General features: G+C 60.0%; 16 protein-coding genes and 5 pseudogenes. 7 read left to right on the top strand and 14 right to left on the bottom strand.

Annotated elements, in window-relative coordinates; genetic code table 11:
- Positions 1-243 precede the first annotated feature (243 nt).
- The 4 genes and pseudogenes from OKW38_RS00835 to OKW38_RS00820 form a co-directional block, all read right to left on the bottom strand.
- Positions 244-480, bottom strand: coding sequence for a hypothetical protein (locus OKW38_RS00835; protein WP_184058717.1), 237 nt, complete (start codon positions 478-480; stop codon positions 244-246).
- Positions 481-994: 514 nt separating this feature from the next.
- Positions 995-1,696, bottom strand: coding sequence for an IS6 family transposase (locus OKW38_RS00830; RefSeq protein ID WP_429359562.1), 702 nt, complete (start codon positions 1,694-1,696; stop codon positions 995-997).
- A gap of 37 nt (positions 1,697-1,733) precedes the next feature.
- Positions 1,734-2,759 carry an IS630 family transposase gene (locus OKW38_RS00825; RefSeq protein WP_429359560.1) on the bottom strand — a complete coding sequence of 342 codons (1,026 nt, stop codon included), beginning with the start codon at positions 2,757-2,759 and terminating at the stop codon, positions 1,734-1,736.
- 75 nt (positions 2,760-2,834) lie between these two features.
- Positions 2,835-3,260, bottom strand: a pseudogene (locus OKW38_RS00820) (IS110 family transposase); the annotation flags it as partial.
- A 950-nt stretch (positions 3,261-4,210) separates the two neighbouring features.
- Between OKW38_RS00820 and OKW38_RS00815 the strand changes: the two are divergent.
- On the top strand, positions 4,211-5,236 hold the full coding sequence (locus OKW38_RS00815) for an IS630 family transposase (protein WP_429359560.1): 1,026 nt from the start codon (positions 4,211-4,213) through the stop codon (positions 5,234-5,236).
- 42 nt (positions 5,237-5,278) lie between these two features.
- Here OKW38_RS00815 and OKW38_RS00810 read toward each other — a convergent pair whose 3' ends face one another.
- The 8 genes from OKW38_RS00810 to OKW38_RS00775 all read right to left on the bottom strand — a co-directional run bounded on the left by OKW38_RS00810 (position 5,279) and on the right by OKW38_RS00775 (position 10,588).
- On the bottom strand, positions 5,279-5,641 hold the full coding sequence (locus OKW38_RS00810; RefSeq protein ID WP_429359558.1) for a type II toxin-antitoxin system RelE/ParE family toxin: 363 nt from the start codon (positions 5,639-5,641) through the stop codon (positions 5,279-5,281).
- A complete protein-coding gene (locus OKW38_RS00805) occupies positions 5,638-5,907 on the bottom strand; it encodes a type II toxin-antitoxin system ParD family antitoxin (protein WP_429359556.1) in 270 nt (89 codons plus the stop codon). Before OKW38_RS00805 ends, OKW38_RS00810 begins: the two co-directional genes overlap by 4 nt.
- Positions 5,908-6,085: 178 nt before the next feature.
- Positions 6,086-6,547 (bottom strand): SET domain-containing protein, encoded by a 462-nt coding sequence (locus tag OKW38_RS00800; RefSeq protein WP_429360655.1) that lies wholly within the window; start codon positions 6,545-6,547, stop codon positions 6,086-6,088.
- Between the two features lie 74 nt (positions 6,548-6,621).
- Complete coding sequence (locus tag OKW38_RS00795; protein ID WP_429359554.1) at positions 6,622-6,975, bottom strand: hypothetical protein; 354 nt, start codon at positions 6,973-6,975, stop codon at positions 6,622-6,624.
- Positions 6,976-7,013: 38 nt separating this feature from the next.
- A complete protein-coding gene (locus OKW38_RS00790) occupies positions 7,014-8,048 on the bottom strand; it encodes a DNA-binding protein (RefSeq protein WP_429359552.1) in 1,035 nt (344 codons plus the stop codon).
- A 606-nt stretch (positions 8,049-8,654) separates the two neighbouring features.
- Positions 8,655-9,536 carry a patatin-like phospholipase family protein gene (locus tag OKW38_RS00785; protein WP_429348347.1) on the bottom strand — a complete coding sequence of 294 codons (882 nt, stop codon included), beginning with the start codon at positions 9,534-9,536 and terminating at the stop codon, positions 8,655-8,657.
- Positions 9,537-9,632: 96 nt separating this feature from the next.
- The gene (locus OKW38_RS00780; RefSeq protein WP_429348346.1) at positions 9,633-9,926 is read right to left on the bottom strand and encodes a hypothetical protein; all 294 of its coding nucleotides are present in this window, start codon (positions 9,924-9,926) and stop codon (positions 9,633-9,635) included.
- Positions 9,927-10,306: 380 nt separating this feature from the next.
- On the bottom strand, positions 10,307-10,588 hold the full coding sequence (locus OKW38_RS00775) for a hypothetical protein (RefSeq protein WP_429348345.1): 282 nt from the start codon (positions 10,586-10,588) through the stop codon (positions 10,307-10,309).
- Positions 10,589-11,316: 728 nt separating this feature from the next.
- Between OKW38_RS00775 and OKW38_RS00770 the strand changes: the two genes are divergently transcribed.
- On the top strand, positions 11,317-11,580 hold the full coding sequence (locus OKW38_RS00770) for a pentapeptide MXKDX repeat protein (protein ID WP_429359549.1): 264 nt from the start codon (positions 11,317-11,319) through the stop codon (positions 11,578-11,580).
- Positions 11,581-11,646: 66 nt separating this feature from the next.
- Entirely contained in the window at positions 11,647-11,913 is a 267-nt protein-coding gene (locus OKW38_RS00765; RefSeq protein ID WP_429359547.1) for a hypothetical protein, read from the top strand.
- Between the two features lie 793 nt (positions 11,914-12,706).
- Here the strand turns inward: OKW38_RS00765 and OKW38_RS00760 are convergent.
- Positions 12,707-13,409: pseudogene (locus tag OKW38_RS00760) on the bottom strand (YoaK family protein).
- Between the two features lie 391 nt (positions 13,410-13,800).
- Between OKW38_RS00760 and OKW38_RS00755 the strand changes: the two are divergent.
- Positions 13,801-14,052 (top strand): annotated as a pseudogene (locus tag OKW38_RS00755) (IS6 family transposase); the annotation flags it as partial.
- A gap of 29 nt (positions 14,053-14,081) precedes the next feature.
- On the opposite strand, the pseudogene OKW38_RS00750 reads toward OKW38_RS00755, so the two are convergent.
- Positions 14,082-14,471, bottom strand: a pseudogene (locus tag OKW38_RS00750) (DNA-binding protein); the annotation flags it as partial.
- Between the two features lie 167 nt (positions 14,472-14,638).
- Here OKW38_RS00750 and OKW38_RS00745 point away from each other — a divergent pair.
- From OKW38_RS00745 to OKW38_RS00735, 3 genes and pseudogenes are all read left to right on the top strand, one after another.
- The gene (locus OKW38_RS00745; protein WP_429359545.1) at positions 14,639-15,127 is read left to right on the top strand and encodes a hypothetical protein; all 489 of its coding nucleotides are present in this window, start codon (positions 14,639-14,641) and stop codon (positions 15,125-15,127) included.
- Complete coding sequence (locus OKW38_RS00740; protein WP_429359543.1) at positions 15,127-15,846, top strand: IS6 family transposase; 720 nt, start codon at positions 15,127-15,129, stop codon at positions 15,844-15,846. Before OKW38_RS00745 ends, OKW38_RS00740 begins: the two co-directional genes overlap by 1 nt.
- Before the next feature lie 256 nt (positions 15,847-16,102).
- Positions 16,103-16,525 (top strand): annotated as a pseudogene (locus OKW38_RS00735) (NUDIX hydrolase).
- Positions 16,526-16,719 lie beyond the last annotated feature (194 nt).

The following is a 16,719-nucleotide window of genomic DNA, read 5'->3' as shown; positions in this document are numbered from 1 at the left end:
GCCACAACAGATGATCCCACGACGCCGGGCGTCACGCTCGCATTCAAAAACAATCGCCGCTACCTGGCCTGAGCGGCCCTATCGTCTGTCGAAATGAAATGAACGCCGTCTCCCGGTGAGAGATTGGGCCTGACGCCAATGCTCTCAACGGCGACGACCGTCGTGCGTGTGACGTCGAACGCAGCTAGTGACCGTACTCGGCGGGACGAGTGAGTGTGTCGAGGCGGCGAAACAGGAATGGAATCAGCCAGTCGGGCCAAGCAGCAGGTCGATTGCGGCTTGACCGGCGACTTCCCCAACCAGGTAGGCCCATCGTTCAGTAAAAGGGCCGTTGCGCAGCGCGATCCGGCCCCCCCGCGCGCCGAGCACTTCGAGGTTGGTACCGCCTTTGATCTGGACAGTCACGTTGAACGTGTCCTCCGCAGCCGGAGTCAACTCGACGTGAATCTCGAAGCCACGATAGGTGATCACTCGTTGCATGAAAGCCTCCATGTCGTTATCGGAGACTAACACGCGAACGTTGCATGGCTCATACGGCTACAGCCGCTGATCCCGTACGAGGTCGGTAACCGGTGTCGTAATTCTGCTTGCAGAGGCGTTCGAGACGGCAATTGCCTATTGGTTGAACTGCGCCCCGAGTACTGATGGTCCTGACAGACGCGCCGAGCGTCGGGAAGGGACCGGGTGCCGCGAGATGCGTTCTTTCCGGCTGCACCAGATGCTTCAAGATTCCCCGACCCTTCGACCGTGAGCCGCTGGTACCTGAATTCGCAATTCCCGACTTTCGCACGCCCCGTGAAGGGCGGCTTGTGGCGCCCCAATAATGGATTGTAGAAAAGTATGCGTTCGCAATTGACGACGTCGCCCGGACATTCTGGCCTGTGCTGGCGCTTGGCAACACCTCGGCGTTCACCCTAGCCCTACTTTCATTGGGGAGGACGGTTCTGGTGCAAATAGGCTGTCTGGACGAGAAGGTCTCGATAAAAACGATACCTTATCGATAAGACAGGACCGCATTCCATACGGTAGGTACAGTGGCATCTTTGAGGCCGAGCTTTGCGAGGTTGAACTGGCCTTTGCGGATGCGATGCATCAACTCAATGCCGGCCAGAGTGATCGCGGCGTTCCTGAAACGCTTGAAGCCGAGCATGGCATTGGTCCGGGACTTGATGTGGCGATGGTCCTGTTCGATCAGATTGTTGAGATATTTCGAAGATCGAACCTTCGTGCCCTCTGGCATCAGGCCGTCGGCCTTCATCTCGCGCACAGCACGGTGTGAGGCGGCATAGCCATCGAGTGTAATGGTTTGCGGCGGCCGCCCCTGATGTTTGATTGCCTTGTTGAAAAAGGCTCTGGCCGCGTTCACGTCGCGTTTCGCCCTGAGCAGGAAGTCAACCGTCTGGCCCGCCCGATCTACTGCCCGATAAAGATAGACCCATTTACCGCGGACTCTCAGGTACGTTTCGTCGACGCGCCACGACGTTCCCGCAGGCGTGCCGAACCGGTTCCAGCGCTTGACGAACTCCGGCGTGTAACGCTTCACCCAACGCAGGATCGTTGTGTGGGCGAGCGACAGGCCGCGCTCGGCCATCATCTCGACGAGATCACGCAGGCTGAGCTTGTAGCGTAGATACCAGCGCACGCACTGAATGATCACATCGCGGTTGAAGTGACGGCCTGAGAACAGATCGCCCATGTTTTTACTAAGCCGAAACAAAGTAACCGGACATGGGTCAAGCCGCGTAGCGGACTGACGGATGTTGAAACATGGATCGGACCAAAGCCGGAATCTTTTGCAACGAGCGCAGAACCGCTCGAACACGCTGCTTGAGATGCCCGGGACCTTTGATGGCAAGCTTGCCGATCTTGTGATGTTTGAGATAACCCCATACCAACTCGTCCGGGTTCAGGTCTGGCGAGTAAGCAGGAAGGAAGAACAGACAAAGGCGCCCATCTGATTCCGCGGCAAGCTGCCGGATCGCTTTGCAACGATGTACCGGATGACCATCGGCAATCAGGAAGACAGGCGCATCGGCGGTGAGCATCAGCCGTTTGACGAAGTCGACGTATACGGAGATCTTGAAGCTGCCTTCGAAACACATGAAGCGAAGTTGGCCACGCGGGCTGATCGCTGAGATCAGGTTCACCTTGAAGCGCGCGCCAGTGACTTCGACTACCGGAGTTTGACCGACCGGCGCCCAGGTCGTGCCGCTGTGATAGTCCGATCGTACCGTCGATTCGTCGACGAAGAAGATCTGTGCCCCGACGTGTTTGGCCTGCCCGACAATGGCCGGGTATTCGTCCCGCATCCACGACTCGACCAGTTCAGGGTCGCGTTGGTACGCACGCGCAAGCGGTCGCTGGGGCGAAAGCCCGAGCTTGCGCAGCAGTCGACCGACCGACACCTCGGAGAGCCTGACGTTGAAATGTTCGCGAATCAACTCCCGCACCATGTCTCGCGTCCACAATGCAAACTCGAACTTCATCTGCATGGGGTTCTTCGTTGTGACCGTCTGATAGACGAAGCGGATAGCCTCGGACGACAGCTTCATCGGTCGACCAGGGATTGCCTTGGCTCGTAACGCCTCGATGCCCCCTTCGCGCCAGGCCGCCAACCACTCGTAAATACGCGCCCTCGAGAATCCGAGCGTGCGGATCACGTCCTCCGGCGACTCGCCAGCTTCGACGCGCTTGACCGCACGAATACGGATCTCTTCAAGCGTTGCATGTGAAAGCTGCCGGCCGTCGTCCTCTCGCATCTCGCCTCTCCCTAAACCCCTTAAAGCTTAGACCATGGCGTCGATTTATGTTCGCTTACTTACGCACTGGTTAGTAAGATCGTCCTTGGCGCTGACCCACGCGCGAGCCAGATCGCGGAATGCTTCGTCTTCCACGCTTGGCACGTACACCGCTGACAGGTCGCCGGCGCGCAGCGACCGCACCAGCTTGATCGCATCACGCCGGTCAGTCTTGACCCGATCGCCCGGCTTTTTCGGAATCAGCGACGGCGCGCACACCAGGCAGTCGAATCCCTTCTGCACGAGCTGACGATAAAGTCCATAGCCGCACGGGCCCGCCTCGTAGACGATGCGGATGTGCCGCGCCTTCGATTGCAGGCGCGTACACAGCCGATCAATATCCGTCTTCGTCGTGCCAATCTTGCCGAGCAGTTCGACCTCGCCTGTGCCCAGCGCATAGGCAACCGTGATCGAATCCTTGTGAACGTCGAGCCCTACGTACAGTGTGATATCTTTTTCCACGCTGGCCTCCGTGATGGATATCGCCGGGTGTGGCCCTGTCCACACCGTGCGGCTCTGGCAGAAATACTAACCCGCGTTTGAGTCCTCGCGGCGGGCCAGCCTCTACCTCGCGGAGTCATACTGACTAGCCCGCATTCAGTCCTCGGCACTGCCGGACGCGGCAAAAGCAGATGCGGGTGGAGAACGGCGCAGGCTAGGCAACCGTTTTTACTCGGACAAGGGGCTGGGAACAAATTCATGCAAAATTCGGGAACAAAAGTTTGCAAACCAACGGGAGCCCAGATCGATGCGAGTTCGTGAAGTGCGAATTTGACATAAAAGAAATGATCGATATTTGGTAGGAATCCTATATATCGTTCGGCCATGAACGTTCAATCAATGACGCTAGTGTCGGCCTTCACGTCTGAGCATGAGGCGCTCGGCTTGGGCCCACACACCCACAAACTTTTGCTGCATCGCAAAAGTTGCCCCTCCGCGACGATAGGCGAGCGTGCGGTTCCTGCGAGAAAATCCTTGAGTCGCGCTTCGGCGTGAAGTACCGCATGCAGAGGTGCGGGCGAGTTGCGCGTCATATGGCGCGCGCGGACCGAACTGGCCGCGAGCACGGCCCATTTGGTTCTTTCTACAACGCCGAGTGTTACGATTCAACGGACCATACAACCGCAGACAGAGTCGTTGCAAACACGGACGATGCATTAGCGGGCGAGGCTTGCGGTTGGTATGTCGACCGCTTTGAACGGCGTAATGGCGAATGGCGGGTCGCCCATCGTACTGTCGTACCTGAGGCGCTGTCGAGCTACGTTGCACAGGGCGGCCGGCGCATTGAAGGGCGGCGCTGGGGGCAACGCAACCGTTTGGACAGACTGTATGAAGTTACTAACCAGTGCGTAAGTAAGCGAACATAAATCGACGCCATGGTCTAAGCTTTAAGGGGTTTAGGGAGAGGCGAGATGCGAGAGGACGACGGCCGGCAGCTTTCACATGCAACGCTTGAAGAGATCCGTATTCGTGCGGTCAAGCGCGTCGAAGCTGGCGAGTCGCCGGAGGACGTGATCCGCACGCTCGGATTCTCGAGGGCGCGTATTTACGAGTGGTTGGCGGCCTGGCGCGAAGGGGGCATCGAGGCGTTACGAGCCAAGGCAATCCCTGGTCGACCGATGAAGCTGTCGTCCGAGGCTATCCGCTTCGTCTATCAGACGGTCACAACGAAGAACCCCATGCAGATGAAGTTCGAGTTTGCATTGTGGACGCGAGACATGGTGCGGGAGTTGATTCGCGAACATTTCAACGTCAGGCTCTCCGAGGTGTCGGTCGGTCGACTGCTGCGCAAGCTCGGGCTTTCGCCCCAGCGACCGCTTGCGCGTGCGTACCAACGCGACCCTGAACTGGTCGAGTCGTGGATGCGGGACGAATACCCGGCCATTGTCGGGCAGGCCAAACACGTCGGGGCACAGATCTTCTTCGTCGACGAATCGACGGTACGATCGGACTATCACAGCGGCACGACCTGGGCGCCGGTCGGTCAAACTCCGGTAGTCGAAGTCACTGGCGCGCGCTTCAAGGTGAACCTGATCTCAGCGATCAGCCCGCGTGGCCAACTTCGCTTCATGTGTTTCGAAGGCAGCTTCAAGATCTCCGTATACGTCGACTTCGTCAAACGGCTGATGCTCACCGCCGATGCGCCTGTCTTCCTGATTGCCGATGGTCATCCGGTACATCGTTGCAAAGCGATCCGGCAGCTTGCCGCGGAATCAGATGGGCGCCTTTGTCTGTTCTTCCTTCCTGCTTACTCGCCAGACCTGAACCCGGACGAGTTGGTATGGGGTTATCTCAAACATCACAAGATCGGCAAGCTTGCCATCAAAGGTCCCGGGCATCTCAAGCAGCGTGTTCGAGCGGTTCTGCGCTCGTTGCAAAAGATTCCGGCTTTGGTCCGATCCATGTTTCAACATCCGTCAGTCCGCTACGCGGCTTGACCCATGTCCGGTTACTTTGTTTCGGCTTAGTAAGCTTGCTCATTATCGAATCATGAGATCGGGGAAGCAGCACTCTAACCCATCACATTCACTGTTTGCACCAGAACCCGCGAAAGACGGTTCCCAGGCCCGTCCGCCGTAGAACACGCCAACGATTGACACCACCTCATGATCCACAAGGTAAGCAATCACGGCGCGCTGCCGGTAGTGGGTCACGCGCAGGCCAGGCAACAGATCATCGCGCGGCACGCCGCGCTCAGGGAACGTCTGCAGGCGCAGGCAGAAACTCACGATGGCGTCGACATATTGGGCCGCCGTGATGGGCGAACCCGCTTCACGGATAAACCTTTCGATGTCCTCAAGCTGGTCCCGCGCTTCCGGGGCAAACTGCACCCGGTAGTTCATGCGGCGCCCGAGCGCTTCTTCGCCAGGTGAGCGCGCACCTGCTCGGGCGTGAGCGCGCGCGCGGCCTCCGCGCGCAACGCTTCGGCCGCAGGCACCACCTCGTCACGCAACCAGGCCTCGATGGCCCTGTCGCGGGCCGCGAGGGTGCGTAGCCCGTCGCGGATCACCTCGCTTTCAGACGCGTATTCGCCGCTGGCGACCTTGGTGCGGATGAGCTCGGCCATCTCGTTGGGCAGGGTAATGCTGAACTGCTGTGTGGTACGCATGGCGCTCTCCAAGCTGACAGGATTTAATCCTACTCCGTCGACCGGGGTGCTGGCAAGACGCGCCGGGCTTGCACAGATGACGATAACGGCTGCGCGCGACGGGACGGGACGGGACGGCGCACAGCTTCATGGCCCGTCCGGCGCCGAACCATTTCGAAGGAAAAACTGGATGCGTCTGTCACGGGCGCACTTGATCTCCGCTCACCGGGGCCAGCATCGAACCGGTACACCGCTTCGTCCCACAGTAGCAGGCGTAGTCGGCGACCAATTCGGGAGTCATCGCTTCATCGATCGTGAGTCCGTAGGCGATAGAAAGCTCGTCGCCCGGCATGACGTCTTTGAGCGTTTCGATAAAAACCCGCCCCCGCTCGTCCTCGATCGCCTCACAGTTCGGCTGGCAGGAGTGGTTCAGCCAGCGGGCGCTGTTGCCGCCGACGCTACCGTCGATCACGCGCCCGTCAGCCAGTCCGAAAATGAACGTGTGGCCGCGCATCCCGAACCGCCGGTGTCTGGCAGAGGCCCGCCGCCACGAAGTGACCTCACCACGATGTTCGAAAATCCGCTGGCCGGCAGGGATTGCCTGTAGCGCGAAGACGCCTCGCCCATGAACTGATGACTGTCTGACCGTAACGCGCCGCACTTCGTGACTCACAGATTGGTTGAAGGTCTGGAGCATAGCGAGCGGCGCGCTGCGCGGCAACCGGAGACGTCGCGTCAGAACAGACTGGTCTGTCGGGCATCGCGCGCCGGGGGGCGGGATACGTCGGTCCGGCGGGCGCGCCGACTTCCACTGCTCCTGTTTCCAACCCGCTGCAGCCGGGCCAGCATCAGGCATTCGCCTCCACCATCGCTGAAGCGCAACTCGAACACGCCGGTTTCGCCAGATGGGCATGGCGCCGTCGCGCGGAACGACAGGCGCAGGCCCCGCCGTTTCGCGCGGGCCATCATCTGCGTGCGGCTCATGCCCTGCCAGCAATCCGACACAAAGCGCGTCACCGTCACGGGCAGCGACTCATGCGCGACGCCATGTGGAAGCGTCAGTCCAGTGAGCAGGTAGAGGTCAGCCATGCAGCCGGTTTCCTTAAGCGACGGGTCACATTCTGCGTTTATACCGCTTTCTTGCGACGCCTGGCTGGGCTGGCGGTCGGTACGACCCGGGACGAACGGGTCGAACGTGATGTCTTCCGGACGGCAGCAGGGACAGCTGACTGCCGGTCTTCCCGCGCACGCGTTTCCGCTTCCCGCAGCGTCATCACCTCCGTCTGCAGCCGGGCATTCTCGGCCTGAACGGCTTCCAGGCGCCCCTGCAGCACGCCCGCGTGATGACGCGCGTCACCCAGCTGCGCGCGCATGGTTTCCGATGCACGGCGCTGGTCGTCGTCCTTCCTGTCCGCACGACGGGAGGCCTCTTCCAGCTCCTTCTGCAGCTTTGTTGCAATACTTCGTTCGCGATCAATCTCCAGCAGGGCGCGCTTTTCGGAGGCCCGTAGCCGTTCCCCGGCGCGTTCAGCCGCTTCCCGCTGCTTCTCCAGGTCGCGCGAAAACCCTTCCCTCACTTCCGCGAGTTCGCGATCGCGCCCGATCAGCGCGTCCCTGAGTCGCCCGAGGTCCGCTTCGAGTGCCTGTCGCTGCGCGTGACCTTCAGCCTGCGCCTTGTCGAGCTCCCGTACCTCGACCTGCGCGGCCAGCAGCGCGGCGGTGCGCTGTTCGAGCGCCGTCTCGAGGCGACCCAGCTCATCGCGGGCGGCAACGACCGACTGTTGCGCCTCCGCCCGCTGCGCCTCGAGTTCGTCACGCAGTGCGTCCAGTGAGGCCGCAGCCGACGCGCTCGCGCGCGTCCAGAGGGTGGCGACCAGTTCGCCGGCGGCCGCACCGAGATCGGCGGGCAGGTCGGGATGGTCGATGCGCACCCGGCTTTTCTCGCGCAACTCGGTCCAGAACTCGCCCAGGACCTGGGTCGGCGTGCCCATGCTGCCCCGCTTCACGAGCTGGTACAGGCGGTTCGCGGTCGGCGTGATGCCGAAGCGGAAGAACAGCAGCGCGCAGACCTCGCGGTACAGCTCGCGGGTCTTCGGGAACCGGGCCTTGAGATGCTCGATCTCGGCGGCCAGCGCCGCGTCGCGGGACAGGACGTCACTCATGAGGGCTTTACGGATTTGGCTTCCGCTTATATTACTACGTAAACCGACCTATATCTAATGCGCTCTTCCTATAATTTTGACATTATCCCTATAATCAGCGCCGTCCGCGCCTGGCTCGCGCGCCTTGTCACCAGCGGCGTGGAATTCGATGAAAACGGACGGTTTCAAATTCACACTGACGAAGCGATAGCACGATCGCGCGATCAAGGGTCAAGCTCGTTCTGCGCCGCGACTCACCTCAGTGGCTAGTCCGCTGAGAATGCGGCAACTACAAGGGAAGCAGGAGAACGGAGCGAAGAAAAATAAAGAAGAACCAGGCTTTAGACAAACCGGGCCCCAAAGAAAATGAACCAAGAAAAGTCGGTTCCACGCGGTGAGTTTCACACCGTAAGTTTTTGACGACTTTCAGATCGCCAATGACACGCCTCGCGGGGTTGTCGTACTTTCCGTGCGAATCCTGCGGTTTGGTCCTAAAGGTTCTTACCGCTTATTGAGTGACGACCTGACAAATCGTCCGCTGTGCGACACACGTAGGGCCGTGGAGCCTTGCTGCAAGCGACTCTACGGGCGATCACCGCCCCATTTCGCACGGAAGGACGTTAGCCGCTAGTACGTTGCGGTGGTGTGCGCATGATCGCGCAGTTCGTCAGGAATGAACACGCGTTCGAGACCACCTTCGCCGAGCCACGCGCGCGTCTTCTGCGCAGCACGTTCGATCAACCGCGCACACTGCGAGTAGTCGTACGGTGACACATCGAGCGGACACAGCGGCGGAACGACGTAGATCTGCGCGCGTGCCGAGTAGAATTCCAGATCGCGAACGAGTTGTCGCGCGATGACGAGCGTCAGAGCGTGCATGGCCTGCGCAATCGCGCTGCCGGGCGGCGCATGCAACGCACAAGCGAAGCCGGCCGGCAGCACGATGATGCGCGTCGCGCCGAGCGCGACCGCCACCGAGACCGGCGTGTTGTTGGCCACACCGCCATCGACCAGAGCCACCCCGTCGATCCGCACCGGCGGAAACACGCCAGGTATCGCCGCGCTGGCGAGCACGGCGTTCACCACGGGACCCGATGAGAGCACGATTTCGTGGCCGGCGAGCATATCGGTCGCAACGATGTGAAGGGCAAGCGTCGCCTGCTCGATCCGCTCATACGACAGATGCTTTTCCAGCAGCCGCCGCAGCGCATTTGCCTCGACGAGATGCGCACGGCTACGCAGAATCATCGCGAGCAGCCCGAGCATCGACAACGGCATGATGTCCTGCCGCCTGATCGTGCACCACAGCGCTTCGAGCATCGCGACGCCGTCGCGGTCCGGACGGCCGGCGAAATACGCCGCGTTGATCGCGCCGGCGGAAGCGCCGACGACCAAACCCGGCCGCTCACCGCGTTCGATCAGTTCGCGCAGCATGCCCACCTCGATTGCGCCAAGACTGCCACCGCCTGCAAACACGAACGCGGTCAAGCCGGACGGATGGGATTTCATGGCTTTTCAGAAACACCGTATGCGGAAAGCCGGAGCTAATGCGCGTGGGCGCAGGGTCGTCGCGACCGCGCAGTCTCAGCAATTCGCGCTGCGACGTCAATGTCCCTTGAAGATATCCAGCAGTTGGGTCTGCAACTGCATCATGGCCTGCGCGTGCTTCATTTCCATTTGCGCCATCGCCTGCTGATGCTCCATGTCCATCTTCATCATCTTTTCCTGGATGTCGATGGCCTGGCTCCGTTGTTCGGGAGTCAACTTGTCCATCATCATTGCCCAGTCCGGCGGCATGGTGTACGTGCCGCTGCGTCCGATGCCCTGCGCGTGCGCCGCGCCGGCTGCCAGGACAAACGGCAGCATTCCGTACAGAATGACCTTTTGTATCGGTTTCATAGAACCTCCATTTCGCGTTCGCAGCCCGAATCAGAAGAGGGCCGCACAGGCGACGTCCACTCGCACAGCGCGGCAGGCTTCGGCGTATCCGTCGCACAAACCGCATCTGGGAACACAACACCAGCGCTCGCGACGGGATCGTGCGGCGCGGTGTTTCAAGCTTTCGTCGTGCGGGCGGCCGGGAAATGACAGGCGTTGGGCAGAATGAACGCGACGCGGCGCGCGGCCTCTGATTTTCCGCGCGCTCAGTGACCGGTCGTACCGTAATCGCGCGCCTTCAGCTATAGCGAACTGTCCGCAGGCCGCTTCTCCAGGTTCAACGTCCGTCGTAGAGGGTGGTGAAGCCGACGCCGTAACAATGCGGGTGCCAGATCGCCTGCCTACCGCTGCCGCTGGGTTGTTGCCGCTGCACCATTTCCACGATCTCCTCGGCCCTCTTGCATTCGCACCCGACAATGGATACGAACCAGCGCACTCTCTGCAACCGGCACAACGTTATCGACCGCCGTTGGCAGGTCGGGTGACGCGGCGTGCTGTGTTCTTTCGGCGTCGATCGTTGCAATCAGCCCCATCGAGCGTTGATCGACCATCGCGAGCAGCAATTCCCGGTTGTTCCGGATCTCGTCGGCATCCTGCGGGCGGACATTGGCGCAGAGCGGCATGAACCACCGGGAATCACTGCACGCGGACGGCCGCGTTGTTCAGCGTGTCAAGATCAAACCAGGGTCGGCAGTCCCACGGATTGCAAAATCTCGACGGCGACGGCAAATAGAGCCCCCGGTTGCACAGCGTGGCTTCGAGGTAGCCGGTCCAACTTTCGCCGTATGGCTGATAGTGGTACGGGGGCGACGCGCTGATTCGGAGGCCGTGACGGGAGGGCATCGTACCGTACGCGGGAAAGGGAATGGACACTGTATCAACCGGCCAGGGCGGCCGGCGATCCTTAAGCCGGCTCGCTGTCCCGTTGATCTCCGAACCCCGCAAAGCACTCGCCTCCCGGCGGCCATGTCCGAAAGACGAAGACACGTTCATCTTTCACCGCTGCACGGGTCCACCGTTCCCGTACCTCAAGCGTTATATAAAGCGACGCGGACGAGAATGCGAGCGGGCGGAGACAGGGATTGACGCGGGCAACCGGTCAGTCCGCGAGCGGCAGCGAAATGCGACGCGCGTTGGCGTCGGAATGCTGATGCCCGGGCGCGGTCACAGGAGGCCGGGGTACCTCATCGGGGCCCAGAAATAGCTGCCCCGACGGGTTACAGGATTGACCGGGGGAAATGCACAGAACTGACTTGGCGGTGCCTGAAGCGCAGAGGAACATGTAGAGGGCACCCCGGGAAGAACCGGTGAAAGCGGGTGATAACAAACCGGCGACCGCAGGATTCACGTCATGAAAAAGGAGCTCAAGATGAAACGTCTGATCATGGCTGCATGTTCAGCAAGCCTTCTGATGCTGGGTACTTCTGCATTCGCCCAGTCGAGCGGCGCGATGGGCAACAACTCGATGTCAAAGGGCGCAATGGCCGCAAGCGAACCCATGGCTGCAAGCGGTACGATGGCCAAAAAACCGATGAAGCATCAGAAGAAAATGATGAAGAAGGAAGATAGCGGGATGGGAATGGGTAACCACGCCTCGGGTACGAGTGCCAACTAGGAGAAAGTCTGACGTGAAGGGCGACGGACGACGTCAGCCCTTCCCGCATCGACCGACCCGGGGTGTGTGGAAACGTCTAAAGAACCGCAATATGACGCGCGGCTCTTGCGCCACCTGGCGCGTTTAGTAACTGTCGCCGGCAGCAACAAGGCAACAATGCGCCGTCAAACGGCTCGATTTGCAGACCACGGCGACTGGAAAGCACAGGACGCCAAGGTCTGCAGCAAGGGCAGCAAGATCCCCTACGCCTGCAACGAGGTGCGCATCAAGGGCGACGACCTGTACCTCAAGCGCGATAGCGGCGAGATCGTGCAATTTATCGAGGCCTATTAACCAGAATCGCGGATGACGTGACGGCCGGGGCCGGCCACTGTCTGGAGCGCTTTCGCGGTTGGGCAATCGCATCGTCGGTATCGGACCTGCATCGACGGCTCGTGGGCCACGAAAGCAGTGCCTGCCAAAGACCACCAAGGCGGCTCGACCCATGACGAGCACCGCAACACAAGGCTCGTACCGCCTGTCGTTGCGACGGGTTCCGTCATGAACAAACGCATGGGTTCTTTTCATCCCGGTTTCTGGATTCGGCCGTCAGGATGACTTTGGGCCTGGCTGCTGACGATCGCGTATCGCACCATGCCATCCGGCCCGCGCGTAATCGCTTCCCAAGGTCGTCGACGTCCCACCCGCCCCGGCGTCGCACAGCGGTTTTCTTTTTATTGCGCCGCAGACGACCAAAGCCGCCGCGATTCTCTATGTCGGCAGACACGGCAGCTTGCAACTGAACCTGTATGGAACGTTCGGTTGGGGCGAAAACACGTTTCTCGTCCGTACGTGTGATTCATTCAGAGTGAGCACGAAACGCGCACCCAGGATGTCAAATTCGACAACCCCATGATCGACGCGCTGCGCACAGTTAGCCGCGAGACGTACGACGGATCTAGAGCAAATGGCGGAGATGATCGAGGGCGTTGATTTTGACAGGATACCTGATTGAGCCGGAAAGACCTCGTTCCAAACTGCAGACGCAGTGATACCTCTGAGGGTTCAGGTTTACCCACATGTCTGTGAATGAAGCTGCGATTTTCTGCTTGTAAACGAGCGGATGCGATACTAACTTTGGCCATCCTCATGCACGCGGCGCTTGCGACCCAGTCTTGGACCCCGGCCAGACAACCAGCTGGACCATTCGCATTAGCGCGCCCACGAGAAGCAGAACCGAAATCCACAGCGCCCCGCTGTGCAACACGCGGGTGGAAAACGCCACCGAGCACCGCGCCCGCGAAAAAACTGAAGCCGGCCATTCCGAGCAGTGATGCATCCCGCAACGCTGTCCTGTCATATCTTGGAATCAGGCCTTCCAGCAGCCTCTTCGCAGCCCGTCGCAGATTCCCGGTCGTCATGACCGACGTATAGGTCAGATTCTCGAGATGTGTAAACGACAAGGTCTGCAGCGTGGCGACGAACGAAATGCCCGGAATAAGCCAGACTTCCGAAGCCCCGACCAGACCGCTCGATGCGATGGTCAGGAACACGATCTCGAGTAGCAGACAGATCAGCGCAGGACGCCGGATCGAACGCGTGACGGCGTCCAGGCGCAACAGGTGAACCACGAATACCGCGAACACGAACGCGACTAGTGGAGGGATGTGACGGGCCGCTTGCACCCAGTTCCCGGCCGCGACTTCGATACCAAGCAGTGCAACATTTCCCGTCATTGTGTTAGCAAACACGCCCCCGTGACCGACATAGGTAAATGCGTCGAGAAATCCGCCGGACAACGTCAACAGCACCGCCACGCCCCGGCTTCGGCTAGCCGCATCCAGATTCATCGCATCTTCTCCGGTCTTGCTTGTTCCGCCGAATATACCAGCGGATGACCGGACCGCGGGGCAGCAGCGCATCCACACAAGACGGACCCATGCCCACAGCATCGCCCCCCTCGTCTCTGTGAAACTGGTTTCGGCTGATTGTGCTCGCAAGGACTTCCCCGAGAGTCAAGCTCGGTTATTTGTGGATGTCAGCCGATGTGTGTCATAGACGCTAGTTGCCCCGGTGGTTGTTGTTCAACCACATCCTGAAGGCGCTGTACCTTGAGTGCCAGTGGCACATGTTGCCGATCGACAGGAATCAGCAAAGGTCGACGCGAAAGCCATCCGACGAGCATTTACCGAATCTTTCGTGGCTCTGTCGCGGTAAGCCAGTCCGGTTAAGCTGGAGTCCATAAAACCGCTCTATCTGCAGCTCGAAACATCGAACCTTCGAAAGGTTCTGAAGCGCCTTCACTACCCGCTGGATATCATGCTGGTGTGCGTGCGCTGGTATGCGGCCTACCCGCTAAGCCTGCATTAGCTCCACGAAATCATGGCCAAACGGGGTGTAGCCGTCGATCACGCTACCGTACATCGCTGGGCGCTGAAGATCCTGCCGGTGCTGGCCCGCGTGTTTCGCCAGCGCAGGCATCCGCTGGGGCGACCTCGACCTGCGCGGCCACCCGCGAATCGAAGGGTCGCCTCGATGCGGCCCAGTTCGTCGCGGGCGGCGGCGACCGACTGCAGCGCGCCGAGCGTCGCCCCGCTGACGTGGTGGCGCGCCTCCACAGGATAGCGACCGGTTCGCCGGCGGCCGCCGCGAGATCGGCGGGCAGGTCCGGATGCCCGATGCGTACGCGGGTTTTCTGGCGCGTTCGGTCCAGAATCCGCCGAGCACGTGCGCGGGCCGCTCATGCTGCCCCGCTTCACCAGCAGGTAAAGCCGGTTCGCGGTCGGCGTGATTGCGAACCGGAAGAACAGCAGCGCGCAGACCTCGCGGGCAGCTCGCGTCTTTGGGAAGCCGACCTTCAGGCGGTCGATCTCGGCGGTGAGCCGGGTTTCGTCAGGGACGACGTTGGACACCGGAGCGGTTTGCGCGGATATTGATTAGCAATGCAACGTAATTCGCGTCATATCCAACGCATCCGTCGACGCATTTAACACTAATCCTACAATGTTGAAATGATGCGGCACAGATGCGACAACCATCGCTTGACACCCCGAAACTAAGACCCGCCGCGCTCTCGACCATGAAAACGACCCTGATCGTACCGCGTCCGCTTGATGCGGTCGAATTGCCGGCCGAACTCGATGGACGACACGGCACCAACCGCGCGAACGGCCGCATGCAGATCACAGCAGTCGACGATCTCAATGTGATACGCGCATGGCTCGCACGCGTGGTCGACACAAAAACCACCTTCGAGAACTACCGCAAGGAAGCCGGGCGGCTGTTGCCGTGGGCGATCGTCCAGCTGGGCAAACCGCTATCGTCGCTTACGCACGAGGATCTGCTTCAACTAATGGAATGGACGCTCTCTCCGATCAGGTGGTGTTACGACACCGACCACTTTGGCACATTGATGCCGTTTCGGGTGGGGGCGTCCATTCCATTAGTTGAAGGCGTCACCACTTCGACGCCGGGCGCCGGGAATGACGTCTATCGCCTGAGCGGTTCTGGTGCAAACAGAGAATGTGATCGGTTAGAGTGCTGCTTCCCCGATCTCATGATTCGATAATGAGCAAGCTTAAAAACATGGGCGATCTGTTCTCAGGCCGTCACTTCAACCGCGATGTGATCATTCAGTGCGTGCGCTGGTATCTACGCTACAAGCTCAGCCTGCGTGATCTCGTCGAGATGATGGCCGAGCGCGGCCTGTCGCTCGCCCACACAACGATCCTGCGTTGGGTGAAGCGTTACACGCCGGAGTTCGTCAAGCGCTGGAACCGTTTCGGCACGCCTGCTGGAACGTCGTGGCGCGTCGACGAAACGTACCTGAGAGTCCGCGGTAAATGGGTCTATCTTTATCGGGCAGTAGATCGGGCGGGTCAGACGGTTGACTTCCTGCTCAGGGCGAAACGCGACGTGAACGCGGCCAAAGCCTTTTTCAACAAGGCAATCAAACATCAGGGGCGGCCGCCGCAAACCATTACACTCGATGGCTATGCCGCCTCACACCGTGCTGTGCGCGAGATGAAGGCCGACGGCCTGATGCCAGAGGGCACGAAGGTTCGATCTTCGAAATATCTCAACAATCTGATCGAACAGGACCATCGCCACATCAAGTCCCGGACCGATGCCATGCTCGGCTTCAAGCGTTTCAGGAATGCCGCGATCACTCTGGCCGGCATTGAGTTGATGCATGGCATTAGCAAAGGCCAATTCAATCTCGCAAAGCTCGGCCTCAAAGATGCCACTGTACTCACCGTATGGAATGCGGTCCTGTCTTATCGATAAGGTATCCTTTTTATCGAGACCTTCTCGTCCAGACAGCCTATTTGCACCAGAACCGTTTTCATGTCGTTTTCGTGCCAGCAAAATCATTTCGATTTTTCAGCTTACAACCATTTGCGAGATGCAACCGCCCAGGTTTTCTGTCATTTTTGAACCGCTAAGTGCGGAAGTCCCTGGTGGGCTATTCTGCACGTTGAAAACATTAAGCTGGTTCAGAATCGGCTCTATACACGGAAGCATCACCTCTAGACTGAAGAGCATGAAAGATCGATCCACAATCGTATGCGTACGAGACAGCAAGGTGCTTCTGGTCGCCCGCGCGCGCTCACGGTGGTCGCTGCCCGGCGGTACGATAAAGTAGTCCGAATCGCCGCTGGAAGCGGCTCGACGCGAACTGGAAGAGGAAACGAACCTCGTTGAGACGAGGTTGACGTACCTGTTCCAGTTTGGCGGCCTGAACAAACGGCATCATGTTTTTTCCGTCGACCTCGCGCGGGACGCGTCGCCTGAGCCCGGCAACGAAATCTCACAGTGTCACTGGTTCAGCCCGATCAAGGTAGCAACCTTGTCGGCCAGCATACCCACTCGCGCGATCGTTGATCTCTTTCTCCGATTTGAAAATCGTCGCAAGAATCCGTCCGCAATCGTCATTGAACAGGATTCGCAGGTTTGCGCGGACTGAGAGTAACCACCCCATGACACGTACATATGAACACCACGGGTTCACCCTCGAGGTGGGCGTCGAATCGGACTTTAGCTGGCCGCGGATCGCCAGTTCCGCCAACCGAGCGGGCTTTGTGGCCACGGTAAGGATTCCCCAGGCAGGCACGGCTGTCGCGTAATTTTCGCCGCTGCGCTTCGGTGACACCGGGGGCC

The organism is Paraburkholderia sp. MM5496-R1, from assembly GCF_050436205.1.
Classification (GTDB): Bacteria; Pseudomonadota; Gammaproteobacteria; order Burkholderiales; family Burkholderiaceae; genus Paraburkholderia; species Paraburkholderia tuberum.
Note: the sequence above shows the minus strand (reverse complement) of the source record. Positions and strands in the feature narration are given on the sequence as shown.

Bases quoted from the DNA above. Each gene is read 5' to 3' on its own strand.
- OKW38_RS00835 (WP_184058717.1), bottom strand. From the start codon at position 480: ATGCAACGAGTGATCACCTATCGTGGCTTCGAGATTCACGTCGAGTTG.
- OKW38_RS00830 (WP_429359562.1), bottom strand. From the start codon at position 1,696: ATGGGCGATCTGTTCTCAGGCCGTCACTTCAACCGCGATGTGATCATT.
- OKW38_RS00825 (WP_429359560.1), bottom strand. From the start codon at position 2,759: ATGCGAGAGGACGACGGCCGGCAGCTTTCACATGCAACGCTTGAAGAG.
- OKW38_RS00815 (WP_429359560.1), top strand. From the start codon at position 4,211: ATGCGAGAGGACGACGGCCGGCAGCTTTCACATGCAACGCTTGAAGAG.
- OKW38_RS00810 (WP_429359558.1), bottom strand. From the start codon at position 5,641: ATGAACTACCGGGTGCAGTTTGCCCCGGAAGCGCGGGACCAGCTTGAG.
- OKW38_RS00805 (WP_429359556.1), bottom strand. From the start codon at position 5,907: ATGCGTACCACACAGCAGTTCAGCATTACCCTGCCCAACGAGATGGCC.
- OKW38_RS00795 (WP_429359554.1), bottom strand. From the start codon at position 6,975: ATGGCTGACCTCTACCTGCTCACTGGACTGACGCTTCCACATGGCGTC.
- OKW38_RS00790 (WP_429359552.1), bottom strand. From the start codon at position 8,048: ATGAGTGACGTCCTGTCCCGCGACGCGGCGCTGGCCGCCGAGATCGAG.
- OKW38_RS00785 (WP_429348347.1), bottom strand. From the start codon at position 9,536: ATGAAATCCCATCCGTCCGGCTTGACCGCGTTCGTGTTTGCAGGCGGT.
- OKW38_RS00780 (WP_429348346.1), bottom strand. From the start codon at position 9,926: ATGAAACCGATACAAAAGGTCATTCTGTACGGAATGCTGCCGTTTGTC.
- OKW38_RS00775 (WP_429348345.1), bottom strand. From the start codon at position 10,588: ATGCCGCTCTGCGCCAATGTCCGCCCGCAGGATGCCGACGAGATCCGG.
- OKW38_RS00770 (WP_429359549.1), top strand. From the start codon at position 11,317: ATGAAAAAGGAGCTCAAGATGAAACGTCTGATCATGGCTGCATGTTCA.
- OKW38_RS00745 (WP_429359545.1), top strand. From the start codon at position 14,639: ATGAAAACGACCCTGATCGTACCGCGTCCGCTTGATGCGGTCGAATTG.
- OKW38_RS00740 (WP_429359543.1), top strand. From the start codon at position 15,127: ATGAGCAAGCTTAAAAACATGGGCGATCTGTTCTCAGGCCGTCACTTC.